This window comes from Rhodoglobus sp. G.S.4 (assembly GCF_056619605.1).
This window is the reverse complement of sequence record NZ_CM152748.1, coordinates 644,777-663,373: the sequence shown is the minus strand read 5'-3', so window position 1 is coordinate 663,373 and position 18,597 is coordinate 644,777. Positions and strand designations below refer to the sequence as shown.

Annotated in this window: 15 protein-coding genes; 6 read left to right on the top strand and 9 right to left on the bottom strand. The window is 59.6% G+C overall.

Features of this window, described 5'->3' with window-relative positions; genetic code table 11:
- Both AC061P_RS03260 and AC061P_RS03255 read left to right on the top strand, forming a co-directional pair.
- Nucleotides 1–573, top strand: a complete 573-nt coding sequence (locus tag AC061P_RS03260; protein ID WP_480391815.1) for a CoA-binding protein — start codon at nucleotides 1–3, stop codon at nucleotides 571–573.
- A 68-nt stretch (nucleotides 574–641) separates the two neighbouring features.
- Nucleotides 642–986: an HNH endonuclease gene (locus tag AC061P_RS03255; protein WP_480391814.1), complete on the top strand. Its 345-nt coding sequence runs from the start codon at nucleotides 642–644 to the stop codon at nucleotides 984–986.
- On the opposite strand, the gene AC061P_RS03250 is transcribed toward AC061P_RS03255, so the two are convergent.
- Nucleotides 983–1,780, bottom strand: a complete 798-nt coding sequence (locus AC061P_RS03250; RefSeq protein ID WP_449648771.1) for an SDR family oxidoreductase — start codon at nucleotides 1,778–1,780, stop codon at nucleotides 983–985. The two genes, AC061P_RS03255 and AC061P_RS03250, sit on opposite strands and share 4 nt — an antisense overlap.
- A gap of 85 nt (nucleotides 1,781–1,865) precedes the next feature.
- Here AC061P_RS03250 and AC061P_RS03245 point away from each other — a divergent pair, with 85 nt between their 5' ends.
- Genes AC061P_RS03245 through AC061P_RS03235 form a run of 3 tightly spaced genes read left to right on the top strand, consistent with a single transcriptional unit; the run spans nucleotide 1,866 to nucleotide 2,984 of the window.
- The gene (locus AC061P_RS03245) at nucleotides 1,866–2,465 is read left to right on the top strand and encodes a TetR/AcrR family transcriptional regulator (RefSeq protein WP_449648772.1); all 600 of its coding nucleotides are present in this window, start codon (nucleotides 1,866–1,868) and stop codon (nucleotides 2,463–2,465) included.
- A gap of 16 nt (nucleotides 2,466–2,481) precedes the next feature.
- The gene (locus AC061P_RS03240) at nucleotides 2,482–2,727 is read left to right on the top strand and encodes a type II toxin-antitoxin system Phd/YefM family antitoxin (protein WP_449648773.1); all 246 of its coding nucleotides are present in this window, start codon (nucleotides 2,482–2,484) and stop codon (nucleotides 2,725–2,727) included.
- Complete coding sequence (locus AC061P_RS03235) at nucleotides 2,727–2,984, top strand: type II toxin-antitoxin system RelE family toxin (protein ID WP_480391813.1); 258 nt, start codon at nucleotides 2,727–2,729, stop codon at nucleotides 2,982–2,984. The genes AC061P_RS03240 and AC061P_RS03235 overlap by 1 nt, the downstream gene beginning before the upstream one ends.
- Here AC061P_RS03235 and AC061P_RS03230 read toward each other — a convergent pair.
- Nucleotides 2,981–4,954, bottom strand: a complete 1,974-nt coding sequence (locus AC061P_RS03230; protein WP_480391812.1) for a thioredoxin domain-containing protein — start codon at nucleotides 4,952–4,954, stop codon at nucleotides 2,981–2,983. The genes AC061P_RS03235 and AC061P_RS03230 overlap by 4 nt on opposite strands.
- A gap of 11 nt (nucleotides 4,955–4,965) precedes the next feature.
- Between AC061P_RS03230 and AC061P_RS03225 the strand changes: the two genes are divergently transcribed.
- Nucleotides 4,966–5,736, top strand: a complete 771-nt coding sequence (locus tag AC061P_RS03225; protein WP_480391811.1) for an MBL fold metallo-hydrolase — start codon at nucleotides 4,966–4,968, stop codon at nucleotides 5,734–5,736.
- A 101-nt stretch (nucleotides 5,737–5,837) separates the two neighbouring features.
- Here AC061P_RS03225 and AC061P_RS03220 read toward each other — a convergent pair whose 3' ends face one another.
- The 7 genes from AC061P_RS03220 to AC061P_RS03190 all read right to left on the bottom strand — a co-directional run bounded on the left by AC061P_RS03220 (nucleotide 5,838) and on the right by AC061P_RS03190 (nucleotide 18,560).
- Nucleotides 5,838–7,229 (bottom strand): type II toxin-antitoxin system HipA family toxin, encoded by a 1,392-nt coding sequence (locus tag AC061P_RS03220; protein WP_480391810.1) that lies wholly within the window; start codon nucleotides 7,227–7,229, stop codon nucleotides 5,838–5,840.
- Nucleotides 7,226–7,525, bottom strand: a complete 300-nt coding sequence (locus AC061P_RS03215) for a helix-turn-helix domain-containing protein (protein WP_480391809.1) — start codon at nucleotides 7,523–7,525, stop codon at nucleotides 7,226–7,228. Before AC061P_RS03215 ends, AC061P_RS03220 begins: the two co-directional genes overlap by 4 nt.
- Nucleotides 7,526–8,568: 1,043 nt before the next feature.
- On the bottom strand, nucleotides 8,569–8,919 hold the full coding sequence (locus tag AC061P_RS03210) for a hypothetical protein (RefSeq protein ID WP_449648780.1): 351 nt from the start codon (nucleotides 8,917–8,919) through the stop codon (nucleotides 8,569–8,571).
- A 252-nt stretch (nucleotides 8,920–9,171) separates the two neighbouring features.
- On the bottom strand, nucleotides 9,172–9,675 hold the full coding sequence (locus AC061P_RS03205) for a hypothetical protein (protein WP_480391808.1): 504 nt from the start codon (nucleotides 9,673–9,675) through the stop codon (nucleotides 9,172–9,174).
- A complete protein-coding gene (locus tag AC061P_RS03200) occupies nucleotides 9,672–11,009 on the bottom strand; it encodes an RHS repeat-associated core domain-containing protein (protein WP_480391807.1) in 1,338 nt (445 codons plus the stop codon). The genes AC061P_RS03205 and AC061P_RS03200 overlap by 4 nt, the downstream gene beginning before the upstream one ends.
- Before the next feature lie 163 nt (nucleotides 11,010–11,172).
- Nucleotides 11,173–11,661: a hypothetical protein gene (locus AC061P_RS03195; protein ID WP_480391806.1), complete on the bottom strand. Its 489-nt coding sequence runs from the start codon at nucleotides 11,659–11,661 to the stop codon at nucleotides 11,173–11,175.
- 107 nt (nucleotides 11,662–11,768) lie between these two features.
- On the bottom strand, nucleotides 11,769–18,560 hold the full coding sequence (locus AC061P_RS03190; RefSeq protein WP_480391805.1) for a PA14 domain-containing protein: 6,792 nt from the start codon (nucleotides 18,558–18,560) through the stop codon (nucleotides 11,769–11,771).
- Between the last annotated feature and the right edge of the window lie 37 nt (nucleotides 18,561–18,597).

Below are 18,597 nucleotides of genomic sequence, written 5' to 3'. Positions count from 1 at the left end.
ATGTCGACCGAAGAACTGCAGACCACCCAGCTCAGCAACGGGCTCACGTGCGACCTGCCCGCCAGTTCGCCTCTCGCCAAACTGCTCAAGTCGCAGCGAACCTGGGTGGGCCCGGATGCCAAAAAGCGTGCCGCCATTCTTCGCGCGGCTAAGTCGATCGCGATAGTCGGAGCCTCACCGAACCCCGCGCGGTCGAGCTACTTCGTGGGCACCTACCTGTTGCAGTCGACCGACTACCGCGTGTACTTCGTGAACCCCAACGCCGACACGATCCTCGGCGAGAAGGCGTATCCCGATCTGGCGTCGCTGCCCGAAGTGCCCGACATCGTCGATGTCTTTCGCAAAGCCAGCGACATCCCCAGCGTGATCGACGATGTGCTCGCCATCGGCGCGAAGGCTGTGTGGGTGCAACTGGGCATCTGGAACGAAGAAGCCGCTGTTTATGGTGAGTCGCAGGGGCTCACCGTGGTCATGGACCGTTGCCTCAAGGTCGAGCACGCGCGCTTCAATGGTGGACTCAATCTGATGGGCTTCGACACCGGGGTTATCTCGTCGCGTCGCGCTGGGCGTTAGCGAGGGATCATTGCCCGGCCCACGCCAGTCGCTGCCGCAGCGCACACACAGTGCACTAACTTAGCGGTATGGCTGTGGCTCAGACTCGACGCGCTCGCGCCGCACGACGCCGCAAACGTCGGGTTGATGCCGCCGACAACGATCTCACCGCCGAGCAGTGGGAAGAACTCAAGCGCGAATGGGGCGGCTGCGCCTATTGCACCGCCACCGACTCTGCACTCCAGAAAGACTGCGTGCAGCCGATCTCCCGCGGCGGCAGCTACACCGTCGGCAACGTCGTTCCCGCCTGCGGTTCGTGCAACGCCAGCAAAAGCAACAGCGAAGTGACGTCATGGATGCGCCGCAAACGCCTCGACGAACGCGCCTTCCTCACGCAATACGTGCACGTGCGCACCGCATTGGGGCTCAGCTAGCGCCCGACGAAATGGTCCATGGTGTTGTTCACACCAAGCTGATTCATGAGTTTGTCGAACCAGCGGACCGGAAGCACCCGGGCTGGCGATAAAAGATTTACGAACCGGGGCATGATCAACTGGTGTCGGCCCTTCTCGATCGCTGTTAGCGTTTTCTGAACTACATATTCGGGAGTCAGGATAGGCAACAGCAGAGGGTATTTGGTTTGCACACCCTCAAACATTCCGGTGCTGACGAAGTACGGGCACACGACCAGCGAGTTAACTCCGGTGTTTGCTTTCGATAGTTCCACCCGAAGTGATTCGGCGAATCCGAGAGCCCCGAATTTACTCGCGGAATAGTCGGTTTGCTTAGCTACTCCGACAAGTCCGGCGGCACTGGAGATGGTGACGACGGTGCCGTGACGGTTGGCGATCATGTTCCCGAGGAACGCGCGAGTGACCCAGAACAGAGCAAGCGTGTTCACCCGAATCGTGCGCTCAATCGCATCGTCGGACGCATCAAGAAGGTTCTTGCCTGTGACGACTCCAGCGTTGTTGATCACAACATCCACCGGGCCCGTTTTCTTCGCGGAGGCCTTGACCGCGGCCCGGTCAGACACATCGACGGTGAAGGCCTTGGCGTGATGACCCGCGCCAATGATCTCCTGACACACGCTCTCGGCCGCGGCCGCCGACAGATCCCACACCACGACCCTGGCTCCGCGTTCCGCAGCGCCGAGGGCCAGAAGTCGCCCGATGCCGCTTCCGCCGCCGGTGATCAAAACGGTTTCATTCTTCAAAGGATGAGTCACTCTTCTTCTCCTTCAGCACCACTGCGGACCCGCAATACCAATATTGACCGTTTGGTCAATAGATTGCAATAGCTAAGCTTGAAGCGTGGTCGGAGTAAAGAAACCAGAGATCGAGCGGCGCGACGACATTCTCGCCGCCGCAAAAACCGTGGCGATCCGTAGCGGGCTAGAAACTGTCTCGGCTCGCACAGTTGCCGCTGAAGCCGACCTCTCGAACGGCCTCATCTACTTCTACTTTGAATCCAAAGACGGACTCCTGCACGCTTTGCTTGCGCGACTGCTCTCCACAACTCTCGACGGCCCCGAAAATGGTTTCGGCAGCGAATTGCCAGCAGACGTCGCCCTGTTTCAGATGGTGGCCACTGAACTGGAAGGTCTGCACACTCAACGCGACGACGTCGATCTTCTTTTTCAGTTCTACTTCTTCCGTCAGAGCACGGAGTTTCGTGACGAACTCAACACCGGCCTGAGCCGCTACGCCGACACCATGGAGCCGATCACAAACCGATTCGCTCACGAGCAGGGCCTTGCCCCCGAAGCGTTCCGATCGACACTCATCGCTCTCATCCAGGGAGCCGCGATCGATGTTGTGCGTCGCCCCCAAGAGTTCAGCGCCGAAAAGCTTCTCCAGATAGTCGCTGCTATCGCATCGACCGCGACTCGCAATGTACATTTTGGCAGTTGAAACGTACAATTGTCGCATGTCGACCACCAGCATCGCTGACGCCCGCAAGAACTTCTCCGAGGTCATCGCCACGTCAGAGCACGAAGCTGTTTTTATCGAGCGCCGCGGGCAGCGTGCTGCCGTTGTCGTGAGTCCGGAGCAGTATGAGCGCATGATGGATGCGCTAGAAGATGCTGAGGACGTTGCCGCCTTTGACGAAGCAATGGCCAATGAGGGGCCGAACATTCCCTGGGATCAGGTCAAGGCCGATCTGGGCTGGTAGTGGCCTACCGCATCGAGGTCACGCCCGCCGCGGCGCGCGCCCTTAAGCGAGCTGACCATCAGCATCGCGACCGAATCCGTGGCGCAATCGCCCTCCTGGGCCACGACCCACGGCCTCCGGGCGCCAAGGCGCTTCACGGGCGGCCTGGTTTTCGCGTGCGCATCGGCGACTATCGCATCGTCTACACAATTCAGGATGACGTGCTGCTCGTCGTTGTCGTCACCCTCGGGCATCGGCGCGACGTCTACAACCGCTAGTTCGCGCTCAGCAGCGCCTCCAACGCGGGCGCATCCGTGAGCGGCAGGCGGCACACAAACTCTTCGCACAGGTACGCCGTCGGTGCGCCGCCGGTCGCGGTGCGTGCAGCAAACAGCTCGAAACCGGATGCCGCAAAAGCGTCTGCCTGAGCCTGCGAGACCGCGACACCAATGCCGCCAGCGCGGTGCAGCGTGCGGGCCAGAATCGTTAGCTCACCGCTGGCGGTGGCGCTCACCTCGGAGGCGTCGCCGCCAGCCGCACCAGCAGCCACGCCACCCGTCTCAGCGCCCGTCACGACGACGAGCTGGCGCAGGGGTGCGCCGAGCTCCGACATGAGGGTGAGGGCGGTTCCGAACGAGATCGGTTGCTGGGCTGCGAGTTGGCCGACCAACTTCATGGAAGCCTCAGCGGCATCCCTGTACTGGGCGTCGCCGGTGAGAGCGAAGAGGGTGTGGGCGGCGGCGGCCATGGCGCTGAGGCCACTGGGGTGGGCTCCGTCGCTGATGTCGGCTTCGGTGGAGAGGCCCTGCGCGGCGAGCACAGAGTCACTGCCGCCGGGGAGGCCGAAGGGTGAGCTTCCCGAACCTGCCGCGCCCGCGGCGAGTGCGCCGTCGATGAGGGCGCGGGCGGCGAGCGCGTAGCGAACCTCGCCGGTAGCGATCGAGAGTTCGAGCAGTCCCTGGGCGAGCATCCCGCTGTCTTCGAGGGTTGCTGCTGCGCCAGAGAGGATGCCGTCGATGGAGGTACGCACGAGTCGCTCCCCCGCCGCGCCAACGCTCGCAACCGCACCGGCCCCAACACCAGCACCCGAACCCCCACCACGCACGTGCTCAGCAAGCAGGAAGTCGGCGGCACCGCGGGCCAGCACGATCCACTCGGGGTTGCCATGACGAGCGCCGGCGAGGGCGAGAGCTTCGATGGCAAGACCATTCCAACCGGTGAGGATCTTGTCGTCGCGGGGCGGGGCTTCGACGCGGGCGCGGCTCGCGGCATCCAGCGAATAGTAGAAGCCTTCAACGCGCTTGCCGTCGACGGTGCTTTCGGAGTCGAGGCCCGACGCAAACGCTCCCGAGGGCAGCAGCAGTTTGTCACGCAAGAACTCGGCGACGCCCGTCGCGATCTCAGCCGAGTCGGCGAGCGCATACGCGGCGAGCAGTTGGGCGTTGTCGTAGAGCATGCGTTCGTAGTGTGGGTCGGTCCAGTCAGCCTGGGTGGAGTAGCGGAAGAAGCCGCCATCGACCGGGTCGCGCAGGGCGGATGCCGCCATCGCCTTCAGCGTGCGGTCAGCGAGGCCGGCTGCCTCGGGCGAGTGTTCCGCGGAGCGGGCGCCGCGATCGAGAAGGAACCGCAGCACCGGCGTGACCGGAAATTTGGGGGCGTCACCAAATCCGCCGTGTTCGAGGTCTTCGGCGGCAGCGAGCGCATCAATCACGGGCGCGAAGTCGGCTACAAGCTCGCTCTCGACACCGCGGCTCTGCGCGAGCGCCTGAGCAATCGCGGCTCCGCTCGTCTCCACTTGCTCACGCCGCGCCGTCCACGCATCCGTCACTGATTCGAGCACTTGCCGGAATGCCGGATGCTGCCCCACAGCGGTCGGCGGCCAGTACGTGCCGGCAAAGAAGGCTCGCCCCGCGGGTGTGACGAACACGTTGAGGGGCCAGCCCAGGTTGGGCGTGAAGGCGGACGCCGCCGCTAGATAGGTGGAGTCCACTTCGGCGTGCTCTTCGCGGTCGACTTTGATCGCCACAAAGTTTTCGTTGAGGTAGGCGGCCAGCACGGGATCGCTGAAGGATTCGCGGGCCATGACGTGACACCAGTGGCAGGTGGAGTAGCCGATGGAGACCAGCACGGGCACATCTCGGCGTTCCGCTTCGGCAAAAGCTTCGGCAGACCATTCCCACCAGTCCACCGGATTTGTGGCGTGTGATCTCAGGTATGGGCTCGCAGCAGTTTCCAGACGATTGGGCATAGTCTCAGAGTATGTCGAAGTTGACCGTGACCTACATTGGCGGCCCCACCGCTTTGCTCGAATATGCCGGATTGCGCATTGTGACTGATCCCACATTCGATGCCCCACAGCTTTACCCCGACGAGGGCGGTGTGCCGCTCACGAAGACGGCGGGTCCGGCGCTGAGCCGAGCGGATGTTGGCACTGTCGATCTGGTGTTGCTGTCGCATCACGAACACCAAGACAACCTCGACTACGAGGGACTCGAACTTCTCGCCACCGGTGTGCTTACGATCAGCACCATGAAGGCGGGTTCTGACCTTTTCGGCGGCGGCGTTGTCGGTCTCGACTCCTGGGAAACCGTCGGAGTAGGTGCCGTCACCGTCACCGCGGTGCCCGCACTGCACGGCCCTCCCGGTGCGGAAGCTCTCGTTGGCCCGGTCACCGGTTTTGTGCTGCAGGCCGAGGGCGAACCCACCATCTACGTCAGTGGTGACAACGCTTCCCTACCGCTGGTACAGCAGATCGCAGACCGCTTCCCCGACATCAGCATCGCCGTGCTGTTCGCGGGTGCAGCCCGCATCTCTGCTATCAACAGCCCCCTCACTTTGACGTCAGCGGATGCCGCAGAAGCCGCCCGCATTTTGGGCGCCACCCACGTGGTCGGCCTCCACACTGAAGGGTGGGAACACTTCACCGAAACCCGTGCCGATCTCGAAGCTGCGTTCGCGGGAACGGGGTTGCTCGTGGAGACGCCGCCGGGGGTTGCGGTTGATATTACTTCTGCCAACTCTCGCATCTAGTAATCGACCGCCCGTTGGTCGCTGTCGGTAGCGCGAGTCAGCCCGTCGTGCTGGCGGCTAGTGAGGGCTGGTCAGGCTCTGAGGCGACGGCGGAGTCACATTCAGTCTTCTCGAGGCTTACGCCAATGCTCTGCCACAGCGGCGCCGTTTCGGGTGTGGGCTTTCACCAGAATCGCCCCGGCGTTACGGGCAGCCATCGGAATCGTCGTTGGCGGAAATGCTGCTCGGATTGACTTCGCTATCTCGAGCTGTTTCTCGTCGAATGCTTGACTAATCAGATCGGTCTGGGATGCGGGCAACCCATAGGTTGCGGCTACATCGCGCCATTTCTCGACTGCGGTCGCGATCCGAAAAACTGATTCCGCTGCCTCCGCCGACGAGAGTCCGTATGTTGCGGAACTGCTGATCAGGTTCCTGATATCTCGCTCCCGCGGATCGTCGTCAGCATTGATGGCTCGGGAGTTGATGGAGCCGCGGTGTGGGCTGGGGTTGATGTCGAATGCGGGAGCCAACCGCCAGCCACCGCCGTCACGGAGGAACCCGTGGTTGCGCCAATGGTCGTCGACATTGTTGATGAGCACGGTCAGCGCTACGCGGGAAAACATTTCGCGCAGGTCAGCGCTTGGGTCTGTCGACAGGCTGCCGATCGCATCGGCAAAATCCTCATAGGTGCGGGTGCTCGTGTCATTGGCACCGATTCCGAGCGCTGTTGCGCCCGAAATGTATCCTCTTCGGGAGCGTGGCTCGGTGCGGTCAAATCGTTCAACGACCAGCACCGACTTTCCGTTGGGCGTCTGAACGAGTTGGAATTGCGGGGTGTGGATGTCTACGGAGCTCGCGATTGTCAAGGCGACAGCCTCCCACGCTTCGACATCGAGGTTGCGATCTTTTGAGTGCGGGAGCTTCGCGATAGCTAAGCGCCCCTTCTTCGTCACTACGTTCGCTTTGGGACGGGCACCGCCGGGGCTCGTGGCGATGTCATTCAAATAGGCGATATCTTCGTCGGTTGCCTCGTTGTTGTCGTATCGCGCGGCAACCTCGACAATTTTGTTCAAGTTGTGGATGTTTGCGATCCCATGGTCGGGAGCCTGCCACGGGCCGTCCGTGAATCGAAGCCGAATGTCTCCCACTCTGGTCGCGTCGGATACGGCCATCAGGTAGTCGAACTCGCCCAGCACTCTCGGGAGTTCGGGGTTTTTCTTCCGGAGGATGACCCTGTTGGCTTCGATGACCTTCTGGCCCCATTCATCTGGGGAGGCGTCGGAGAAGGCACCAAAGAGTGTCTTGTTCGCGGGCGTGAAGATGCGTCCTGTTGTCAAAGGGAGGTCGGGTGACAGCGGGGCGGCGTTCCCTGATCCTAGATATTCTGAGGTGTATTCGAACGAGGAGCTGGCGAGAGCTCGGCCGCCTTGGAAGGACGGGCGGAGGATGCCGACCGTGGTCGGCGAGGCTCCGCTTCCAATTGCGACTTCGATGATGTCCGAGGGTTTCATATGCTGCCGCCGCTGCGGAGAATGTCGTCAATTCGGCTTCGCCCGGCATTGTTGTTGTAGGGGTCCGCCGCGTCCACGATGATGCCTTCGACACCCAATACGGCGAGCACGGCAAACATCGAGTCCATGCGCGCGGTGCCGGTACCGTTCTCTATATTTCGAAGTGTTTCGCGGGTGATAAATGCTCGCTCGGCAACCTGTACTGCGGTCAGACCATTCACCTTGCGCCACCGCTGGAGGTTGGCGCCGAAGTCCCTGAGCAGTCGCTTCTGCTGGGATGAGTCACGCTGTACCATGGCGCCCCCTTTTTTGATAGCTATAGATGCCAATATAACAAGTTTTGATGGCTATAGCTATCAAAAGCCCGGCACCAGCATTTGCTGTGCTGTTCGCGGACGCTGCCCGGAGTTGCTGTGGGGGTAGGGCTTCCGCCGGTCGAACAACGGCGGCCTCCTTAGCGCATCGCGATAGCCCTTGCTAGATGCTCAAGAAGACAAACACAACGCCGGCCAGGAGAGACAGCATCCCCAACGCGCCCCCGACCACCGCGAAGACAACTGATATCCGGTGCCACCTACGGTCGGGCATCCGGCGCGCGAACCAAGTCCAACCCAATTTCTCGAAACGCTCGCGACTTTTGCGCGCGTAAGTTTCTCGCTGGATCCAAGTGTATGTGGCGGCAACCAGAAGTATCACGCCAAGAAAGAGAAACCCTTGGGCATTAGTTGCCGGCATGGGAGCCCCAGCAGCTAGCGTTAGTCCGTCCATGACCATCCCACTCCTACAGAACATCCCGCACCGCCACCTTCACACCATAACGAAGGCGCCCGCCCACAGTCTCGAAGTCCAGCTCCATCCCGGAAATTGTGTCAACTTTTGGCTTGCCGTCTCACGGATGGTCGCCACGATTCGTTTTCGAGGCCCCTCGCAGCACGTAGCCTGTTCGATCGTCGACCAATGGCAACTCGTATCTCAGCTGACTGATCGTGTTGTAACCCGCTTCGGCTTCCAGCACTGCTCTGCGATCCACACGCAGACTTCCATAGAGTGACACCCACTTCACAACAACGACGCTTAGTCCGAAGAAAGGAAGCGCGATATACAGCAAGACGGTGTTCCCTTGAGTGCCAACAAACCCAAAGATGCCAGACACCACCATCATAAGGAGTGCCACTCCCGCGATAGCGTTCTGATGCCTGTGGAGGCGAAGCGCTGACAAGCCAGGCAACAGAGAAACTCGATCGCTGGCTGGCAAATCCGGTCCGTGAGTCCCCGCTAGCATGCGTGTCCTTTAGATCTAGCGGCTCGTCCCGAACCCGACTCCTGGCTCTCCCGAGATCTACTCCGCGGGAGGAACATCAGACTCCAGTTCCACGATGACGTGCTGGACTACCCCGGTTACGTCTAACCGCCACCGGACGTCGATCTCGCTCAATTCAGTCTCACGGTGGGCGCCGAGTAGACGCTCCCTGTCGAGATCAGCGAGGTAGTCAAGAGATATTTGCACCGCGAAGAATGTTTCCTCGACAGCCTCGTCGAAAGGAGACAACTCGATCTCCAGACCGATAGACGGATCGAGCTCAAATAACTCGTCGCAGAGCAGATCCCGGTCCTCTGGGCTAAGCCCAAGTAGGTAGCGTCTGAGATTGCTCAGTTCTTCAATATCGGCGGGCACAGCTACGGAATTCATCCTGCCGTCTGCGGATCGCCACATCGAGGTCGCCTCTCTATTGAATAGTGATGACTATTCCACACGAAATCACATCAGCAGGGCTTGCCGAGTTAGCGTTTTCGCAATGGAGGTCACTTCGCACCGAACCAACGACTGAACCGTGCAGACCACGAACGACTATCGACCTCGCCCGATACAAACATCTGGAAGCCGATCAGAAGTTTAAGATTTCAGCTCGAGCGCATTCGAAATGCATGAAGTGTCAACAAGTTAGGAGCGAAAATATCGCCTCGCGAGCTCATCGGAAAATTTCCCTTGGGAGATGAATTTCGCGCTGAGCTCCCGCAATTCTGATCGCAGCTCTTCTGCTGACAATCCTTCCGATTCGTGCAATGTTCTCCATGGAAATCTTCCCTCTGCGACCTCGTAGCCCGCCGATCCAAACTCATCGTTTTTAAGCCGCACGAGAACATAATCCGCTCTGGTGTGGCTCCGGTTGACCACCCCAATGATCGGACGAGAAGCGTCAAAAGTGTCCACGTCGGAGATGCTCCGTTTGGCGCGCTTTATCGATTCGCTCGCAATCAGCAAAAGATCCTTCCTCTTGAGCCGGTAGAACTGAAATATCGAACCCGCGATAGCAAGGCTGGAAACAACCGCCAACAAGAAGAGTCGGTAAACCACAGTGCCATCGGTCACCAAAAAGAGAATCAGCCCGACAAGGAACAGAACCGGACCGCCACTTCGGAGAAAGAAGCTGAACCAAGCACTCATCGTGCCAGCCTCCCACCGTATTTGTGCATAATCCGATCCAAAGACTGCCAAGTCGCGACATATCCGTAAACTCTGGTTCCTAAATTGTAAGGGCGAATTACGTCCCGATTAAACCTGCTGTGTTGGCTTTTGATTTGCCTGATAACAGCTCTGTTCGCGGGTTTCCCGCGGTCCCACCGAGCGATATTATTCACCCTTGCTGCTTTGATGCCCGAGTTTGCCAGCTGAAGAGCTTTGCCCACGCCCAGAGTAGCGGCAACCGCGATGTCTTCTAAACCACCGACGTCCCCGGAGACCAACCGGACGATCCCCTTGACTGCAGATATTCCTGCCGACACGACGCCGCATGCAACGCAACCAAAGATTGCAGCAACCGCTAGACCTCCAGCGACGATGTCGGCGACATCGCCAACGACGTTCCAATCGATCGATCCCCAAAACTCGCCGCTCAGATCAAGTTTGTTGATCGGGTCAGCCGGATAGTCATACGCATTCGTCACCCCACCCTCAACCGGGTCAACCTCGAGGAACCTGCCGAGCCCGGCAACATACTGCCGGGCACCCATCTCGATCGTCGCGATCGATCCCTGATGCTCATAGAGTTTTCGGTGCTGGCTCACGAACGCGTAATCAGCCTCCCCCGGGGACGTGTCCGTGACCGCGTCATCCGCAACCTCTGTGCCGATATCACCGGTGACGGGATCGATGGGTTGCCCGAACGGATCGAACGCCGCTCGCGCACCGATCCGGATACCAACATGGTCAGTGAGGATGATCGAGTCACCGTGCAGGTTCGGGTACGACCACTTCGCATCCGCACCCACTGGCAGAGAAACACTTACCCCACCCGGCAACGACAGAGTCTCCTCAATCAGCGCACCAGCACCATCCAACACACCAAACATGCCACCAGCAGTAAACGTGTAACGGATAACCTCCGCCGTCTCGCCCGGTGCTTGGGAGCTGCGCTGCACAATCCGCCCCGTCGCATCCCGCACATATTCGATTACGGTGCCGTCATCCAACACCGTCTTCATGTGGCGGTCAGCACCGTCATAGAACAGCTGCTGATCCGCCAACCTCGTCGTGTTGCCATGCGCGTCATACGTCAGACTCGCCGCACCCAGGTTCGTGGAGAGCAGGGTGTTTGCCCCTGCCGGAGCACCCGCCACCGTAGTCGACACCAACCGGTCAGACCCGTCGTAACAGTAGCCAGTGGTGATCGGGGTGCCGTCATCCTTCACATCAGAGAACGACGTGCGGTTACCGTTGCGACCGGCAAGATCACTCGCACCCGCACCACACGTGGTGTCACCGAAACCATACGAGAGCACATGCCTCGGGATGACCGCCCGGGTCAAACGACCCGCAGCATCGAAGGTGTAGGTCGAGGTTTCCGGACGCGGAGTTCCTCACCAAACACTCAGCGAGCATTTTTCTCGTCGAGAACTCATTGGCAACTTGAGCGAGTTCAAAATGGGAACCCTCTTGCTCTCGTCACGGCGTAGCTTGACTACCACTGGGATCGTGGTTGGCATCCAACGCGATTTTCGCCTCAGCGAGCAACTCTCGTGCAGTTCGGTCGTCCCAGTTGAGGCGCCCGGTAAAAATTGTCTCGAACGCGTAGTCGAATGGGTCGACGGGCGGAACAAAAGCTGGAAGTTTCGACAAGTGTTGTGCTATTTTCAAGTTTTCTGAAAACTGCCCTTGTGCACTCAGGCAGTCATACAACACGAGCCAGTTCAAGACCCACGAAGGCTGCGCCTTCACAGCGATCCTCGCCCACCTGGTAGCTTTTCCGTTCGGATTTTCACGTCCCGAGTGATCCCACCAGTGCGCCAAAATCGCCGCCCTGGTTGCCGCTCCAGCGACGATCGCTGGATCCTCATTGGTGAGAAGTGCAGATAGTTCATCGATCACATGGGCGTTCTGCTCGTCCGTCCAAATTTCATTGATGGCCGCAAAGCTGGCCGCAATCGCAAGCAACGGAGATGCTTCCCATTCACTCGACGAGACGTCGAAAAGTCGATCAGTTGCCACCGCAACTATGACTTCTCGTTCACGGGCAGTCGGCGAGAGTCGCAACAATGCACTCACGGAATTACCCCACTCCACTCGATTACGACTCGTGCAGTACCGAGCAAGAATACTCCTTCATCAGTAACCATGCCTCCTATTACGACTGTTTGCCCGTCAACCCACCGCGTAATCGGATTGTGCCCCTGATGATAAATCCCAGGAGGTAGCTGCCCTACACTAGCGACGACCTTTTCCGCCCATAGTTGCTGCTCAGCTGGAGTCAGGCCATCAAGTTTGTGTTGTTTGGTGAAGATGTGGTCTCTCTTAGCCTTATCTAGATTAATGCGTCCGATCGAGGCCTCGAGCTGATTTTTTGTCATTGAGCGCGTGTCTGTCACGCGTGAAGCTGCGGTAGTCGTTCTAGGGGTTTCCGCCTTCGGCCACTTTACGACTCCGGGCTTCGTTGTGGTTCTAGTGATTCCTTTGCCGATCACCGACACGAAGGCCCGCTCGATTTTTTTGAAGAGGTTTCCAAGGAAACCGCCGAGGAACTGACCGCTCAGATCAAGTTGGTTGATCGGGTCAGCCGGGTAGTCATAAGCATTAGTAACCCCACCCTCAACCGGGTCGACCTCTAAGAATCTGCCGAGGCCGGCAACATACTGCCGGGCACCCATCTCGATCGTCGCGATCGATCCCTGATGCTCATAGAGTTTTCGGTGCTGTCCAACGAACGCGTAATCAGCATCCCCCGGCGAGGTGTCCGTGACCGCGTCATCCGCCACCTCGGTGCCGATGTCGCCGGTGACCGGGTCGATGGGTTGCCCGAACGGATCAAACGCCGCGCGTGCACCGATTCGAATACCGAGGTGGTCGGTGAGGATGATCGAGTCACCGTGCAGGTTCGGGTACGACCACTTCGCATCCGCACCCACTGGCAGAGAAACACTTACCCCACCCGGCAACGACAGAGTCTCCTCGATCAACTCACCGGCACCATCCAACACACCAAACATGCCACCGGCAGTAAACGTGTAACGGATAACCTCCGCCGTCTCGCCCGGTGCTTGGGAGCTGCGCTGCACAATCCGCCCCGTCGCATCCCGCACGTATTCGATTACGGTGCCGTCATCCAACACCGTCTTCATGTGGCGGTCAGCGCCGTCATAGAACAGCTGCTGATCCGCCAACCTCGTCGTGTTGCCATGCGCGTCATACGTCAGACTCGCCGCACCCAGGTTCGTGGAGAGCAGGGTGTTTGCCCCTGCCGGAGCACCCGCCACCACCGTCGACAGCAACCGGTCAGAGGCGTCGTAACAGTAGCCAGTGGTGATCGGGGTGCCGTCATCCTTCACATCAGAGAACGACGTGCGGTTACCGTTACGACCGGCAAGATCACTCGCACCCGCACCACACGTGGTGTCACCGAAACCATACGAGAGCACATGCCTCGGGATGACCGCCTCAGTCAAACGACCAGCAGCATCAAAGGTGTAAGTCGAGGTTTCCGTACGCGGATCAGCCACCCACGAATCCGACAACGTGTTCTGAATAATCCGACCCGACTGCGACCGCACCACCGAATCCGACACCACCGTTGAATCCGGGAAACCCCAACTGAAACCAGTACCCGCACCAGCCTCATTACGGGTGATACTACCCAGGCTGCTGCCGTTGGCATACGCGACCGACTCCAGAAGCTGCGTCGCCGACACGTACGAGGGTGTCGCAATTACAACGTCGTTGTGTTTGACCACAGTGACCTTGCCATCTGCGTCGTATGTGAAGGACTGCGTGCTGGTCACACCACCACCGGTTGTCGTAACCGACTCAACACGACCCGTCTTGTCCTCATACGCCGGCGTCGTCACCGTGCCCCAGACATCCCGGTAGGTAACCGTGCGGCCGAGTAGGTCGCTGGTGGAGATAATCTCGGCGTTCGGCACTGAGCTAAGGGCAGAATCTGTGGTCGTCACCACCATTTCATCTCCGACGAACCCGTAGGTTGTCGTGGTCGTGCGGGCCGGAGACGAACCGAATGCAGACAGCACACTCGAGGTTGCCCTACCGCGATCGTCGAAGTAGTTGCAACTCCAACTCGTGTCGCCGGAGCGCTTCGTTCCGACCGAGCGACCCCACAAGTCATAAACGAACTCCGTCACCACGGCGCTGCCCACAGCCGGCGTTGCACCCGTCGAAGTCTTCATGAAGCCGTGCTGCGGTGTGCTCAGCGGAACCCCACACACGTCAGCAGTGAAACCAGCCTCGGCCAGCGTTTCGGTGTCGCCGTAGTAAATCGAGGAGTTGCCCTCAGACGCAGCCGGAGCGGAAGCTCCTGCCGCCTCAACAGCACCAGGAAGGTGACGAGTCAAACGACGCAGATACCCACTGCCGCCCGGAGCTTCGTAGCCTTCCTTCGTCGTCAACGCCAAACCACCCGGATCGATCGTCGTGCTCGTTGCCGCCCCCAACCACGGGTGCTCATACTGCAACGACGTCACGATATCGGGCACCTGCGCATCAGACAGACCACTCGATGCCGGTGCCGAATCATGCACCGTGGTGCGGTTCGCCAGCCCATAATCGGGTGAGAACGCTGATGCAGGAACCGTTGCCCAGACTGCCGATCCCGGCACCTTCCACTGCAGATCCAACTCGGCGTCCCCCGTGCGATCGGCGTAAGCCAGACGGATGCTCTTCGTCTGGCCCGCCGTCACCGCGGGAATATCGCGCTCAGCAGAAGTGTGAGCGTTCTCCCCCGCCCAGTCGCCGATCACCAAAATGTCATCGATCCACAACTGCGTCGCGTCATCGGCGACCGTGCGGAAGTTGTAGACCCCAGCATCCGGGAACGTGATCAAACCAGTAGCCCGAAGTGACCAATTATCGGTGACGCCCAGCCCTGCCGGTGCTGCTGCGCCCCAGTCCTTGGCCAGCGCGCCACCGGGGCCCTCCAGCCCAAAGTTGAATGCCTTCGGGGAGCCCGACAAAATCGGGTTCGAGTAGAACGCGACGTGCAAACCCTCAAGTGAGTCATCGAACGCGGTCTCAGTGTGCGCAGGCACAATCGCACAGGACGGCAAAGGCAGCCGGTCCGTGCCGAAGCACGTTGTCGGCGCTGGACCATAACTATCGGTCGCGCGATCTTCGCCCTCGTAGATCGTTGTCGTCATCAGTCCGGTGGCATCCGTCGCCGACAGAATCATGTCGTCGTCGTTCCACACCTGTGATGCGGTGAGTCCCATCGCGGATGTTGCCGTCAGCTGACGCCACGCAGAGTCGAAGGTGACCGTCTTTGATGGGGTTGCCGGGGCGTCAGAGAGACCAGCTACTCGAACCGCGGTGCTGCCTGCGCCATACTCATAACTCTTCTCGGGGCGATCCGCGGCCGTGGTGCCATCGGGTGCCGGCAACGTCACCGACGTCGCCTTACCCGCTGCGTCATAGACAATCTCCACCGTCGACTCCGCTGCCGGAGTAGTCGAGGTCGCCGCGAGCCAATCATTAGCCAACGAATCGCGGATGACCGACATGCGGCCCTCGGCGTCGTATCCGAAGCTCGACAGTTCGTTACCGGGATCAAGAATCGCGGCAAGTTGCCCATTGCTGTTGTAGAACAGACGGGTCGTGTCATCCGCGCCCTCAACATGGCCAGGGTAAATGAGGCGACACAGCATGTTCGCCGGTGGCTCGGCATAGCCGAGACCCGATTCGAATGGGTAGGCATTGCCAGACAGATCAGTGGTGTCAGTGATGCCTAGCCCCACATCGCCAACGACATCGCCCGCATAGGCGAAGCGCACCTCGCGAAAGAACGTCGGCGGATACGTCGCCGGCAGAACCTCAGAAAGGGGGTCAGAGATCCGGTCAATCTGACCAGTGCCCTCCCGGTAGTGCACGATCGGCGTCGCAGGCTTCTGCGAATCTGCTGGGCTCGTAACCGAACCCACCTTGCCCTGTGCCGTGAAGGCGTAAACCGTGCCGTCATCCTCCGTGAGGGTGACAAGCCCCGCGCCATCGACCGAAAGCACACCGTACTCACCCTTCGGAGTTGTGTACCCGCCCGACGACTTCTTGGCATAAATGTGCACAGAACCCGAGATGTCGGTGAGCGTCACCGACGATTCGCTGACCGTCGCCGAAGCGTAGACACCCGAGCTGCCATTCACCGGAGCAGAACCATTCCAGCCGAACGGCAGAACAGGGATCTCGGTGGTGAACCAGTCCGGTGGTACCGGAATAGCGGCAGCACCGTTGAATTTCACGAGAAGCTGAACGCTCGAATTGGCTGCAGCTTCGTAGTAGTCGAGTTGGAATCGTGCAGGCACACCCGCCGTCAGCGAAATCGGGGTGCCCGTTGTTTCTGCAAAGCCGTTTGTCCAAGCGTTGATCAGCTGGGTGTCGGCGACTCGCAGTGTGACCCCGTCATCAGCCTTGATGACGAACTCATAGCTGCCGGTGCCTCCCGTCGGCGGAGTGATGTAACCCGTCCAGCGAGCCAAGAAATTATATATGGGAACAGCCGGTGCCGGAGATTCAGCCGCCCAATCAAAAGACACCGCCGGATCCGTGCGAACAAGCACTGGTAGCTTGTCGTCGAAATCAAACTCTGGGGTGGATGTTGGTGACGCTTTCGCAGTGAAGTAGCTGCCAATGAGACCCTTCTTCGATGAAGGCGACCGCAGCGAGTTGTACGCAAACGACATCCCCATCGGCCCACCGACAGTCGACACCATCGGGGAGGTGAAGCCCAAGCTCACATTACCGTTGGCGAGGTTGACCGAGACCGGACCTGCAGCATCAGTCGGAGCTGGGCCCGCAGAACCGATGCGCTGATCTACTTTGAACGAATTGACCCACGCACCGTCGAGATCAACGTCGATACCATCACTTGTCAGGGCAACCCACGTGTACGTGCCACCATCTTGGAGCGTGCCCGCAGGCACTGTCCACGTCGGAGCGCTCAACCATCCCGAGGAGATGATCGCGCCCGACTTTCCATCGGTGCCCGTCGCAATACGGAATTGGTACTCCACCGTTGCGCCCTCAGCGTCAACTACTGTGTCTGTGCTCAGCGTCGGGGTCAGCGAAACCAGCACAGCATCGTCGACGGGTGCCGCGGAAACGTGGTCCGGAGTCGGAGCCGGAAAGTTAGTGGTGAATGATCGCGTTGACGACGACCGGATTGTGGAAGTGCCGAGGTGGCCGTTGTAGCCGTCCCTAACGTAAGCCTTCCAGTAGTAGGTCGTGCCCGCATCCAACTGATCCTGCGGAGGCACCTGCTGCTGTGCCGTAGTCGACCACGGCGACGTGAACACCGTGCTCGCCTCAACGTTGCTCGTCGTGCCGACCTTGTATTGGTATGCCAAACCCTGCCCGCCCGGATCACTACCCGTGACCTTGAAAGTGGGCATCACCGGGGCACCAACAGCCCCGTTAGCCGGTGTCGGCGCAGCAAACCCTGACACAGATGGGTAGTTCTTCCAAGCGATTGCTAACGCTGTGTCGAGTTGCTTATAGGTGTAGTTCGAGCTTTCATCCCCACGGATATTCAGCGCGCCACTGGTTCCTCCAGCATTAACTACGTTCGAGTAGAACTGTGCGATAGGAGTGGCGGAAGTGCTCCCCGAACCAGAACCTATTGAGAATGACCCAAGAGTTGGGCCATAGCAGTTGTAACCCCAACACTGGTTGGCGGTGATTTTTTGGGTACGTGTCGTTGTTGTGCCATAGCCGCCATATGCCCCAGCAAACGTCGCAGCTAAGACCTGCTTCCCCGCCAGCGTAGGGAACCTATATGTCGCACCAGTGCGCCAGAAGGTGTTCCCGTTGCTGCGCGAATTTCCTACCTGAACAGCGTCCGTGCGAATGTAGCCATCGGATTTGTAAGCTCGCAGGGAAGAAACCCCCACGCTGAGCGTGGGGTCGACCATCACGGGGTATTCGCGGTCCGGTGCCGCGAGCCACTTGGGGTCAGCAGATAGCTGCAGTCGCCACTTGTTGCCGACTTGGCTCAGCTTCGTGTCGAGGTTGATCAGCGAAGGCTCACGGACTTCTTCGATACCGGATGAGTCCCAAGCGATCGGCGCAGGAATGTGAAATTTGGTGACACCCTCCTTGTCAAGGAACACGATTTCGCGGAACTCGTTTACTTCCAAGGTGAGACCAGGTGCGGATACTATCCACGACCACGACGATTCAGCCTTCGACGGGATTTCGTTCAACACGAGCGTCTCTTTGACTGAACCGGCTTCGACGTCGTACTGAAGATCAACATCGTCAAAAACGTCGTGGTACTCGACACTGCTCGGGTCCGCTAGCCGACGGTTCGCAATCGGACGAGACATCCGACTGTCAGCAGAACCTTCGAGAGCAAACGAAACTCTGTAGCCATCACGCGCAACTTCGAGCACCGCATCATCATCGGCTTCGTTGCCGAAAGTTGGCTTTAGCGGATGCTCGTCTGCGCCCCAGCGGCCAGCCTCCCAATCGGTGACATCAGTCGAAAGTTCGGCCCAGTTTCCGTCCGGCGTGCGAACGTTCAGCGGAACAAGCGAAAGCTCCGACACGTTGGTGCCGTCTTCGAGGCGGTAGGTCGTTTCAAACTCGGTCCGTGACACAACATCAGTAGCTGCCGGGTCAAATTCATCTAGGTCAACTTGTGTAGGCCTCGGTGCCGACTTAGCCAACCCTCTGCTCGTTGCTTCATTGAGCGGCCCACTCGACGCCTCATCGAAGCGGCCCGCGGGAAACTCTGTAGCGTCTGGCACAACCGTTGGCGAATCGATTGCCGGAATGAGCTCGATCGACTTGGCGAGGTCAGCAGGTGCGGCCGCCGCTTGCTGCACGGGCTGGATCAAAGTCACAACTAACACCAAAGAGGTAGTCATGGCCATGACGAAG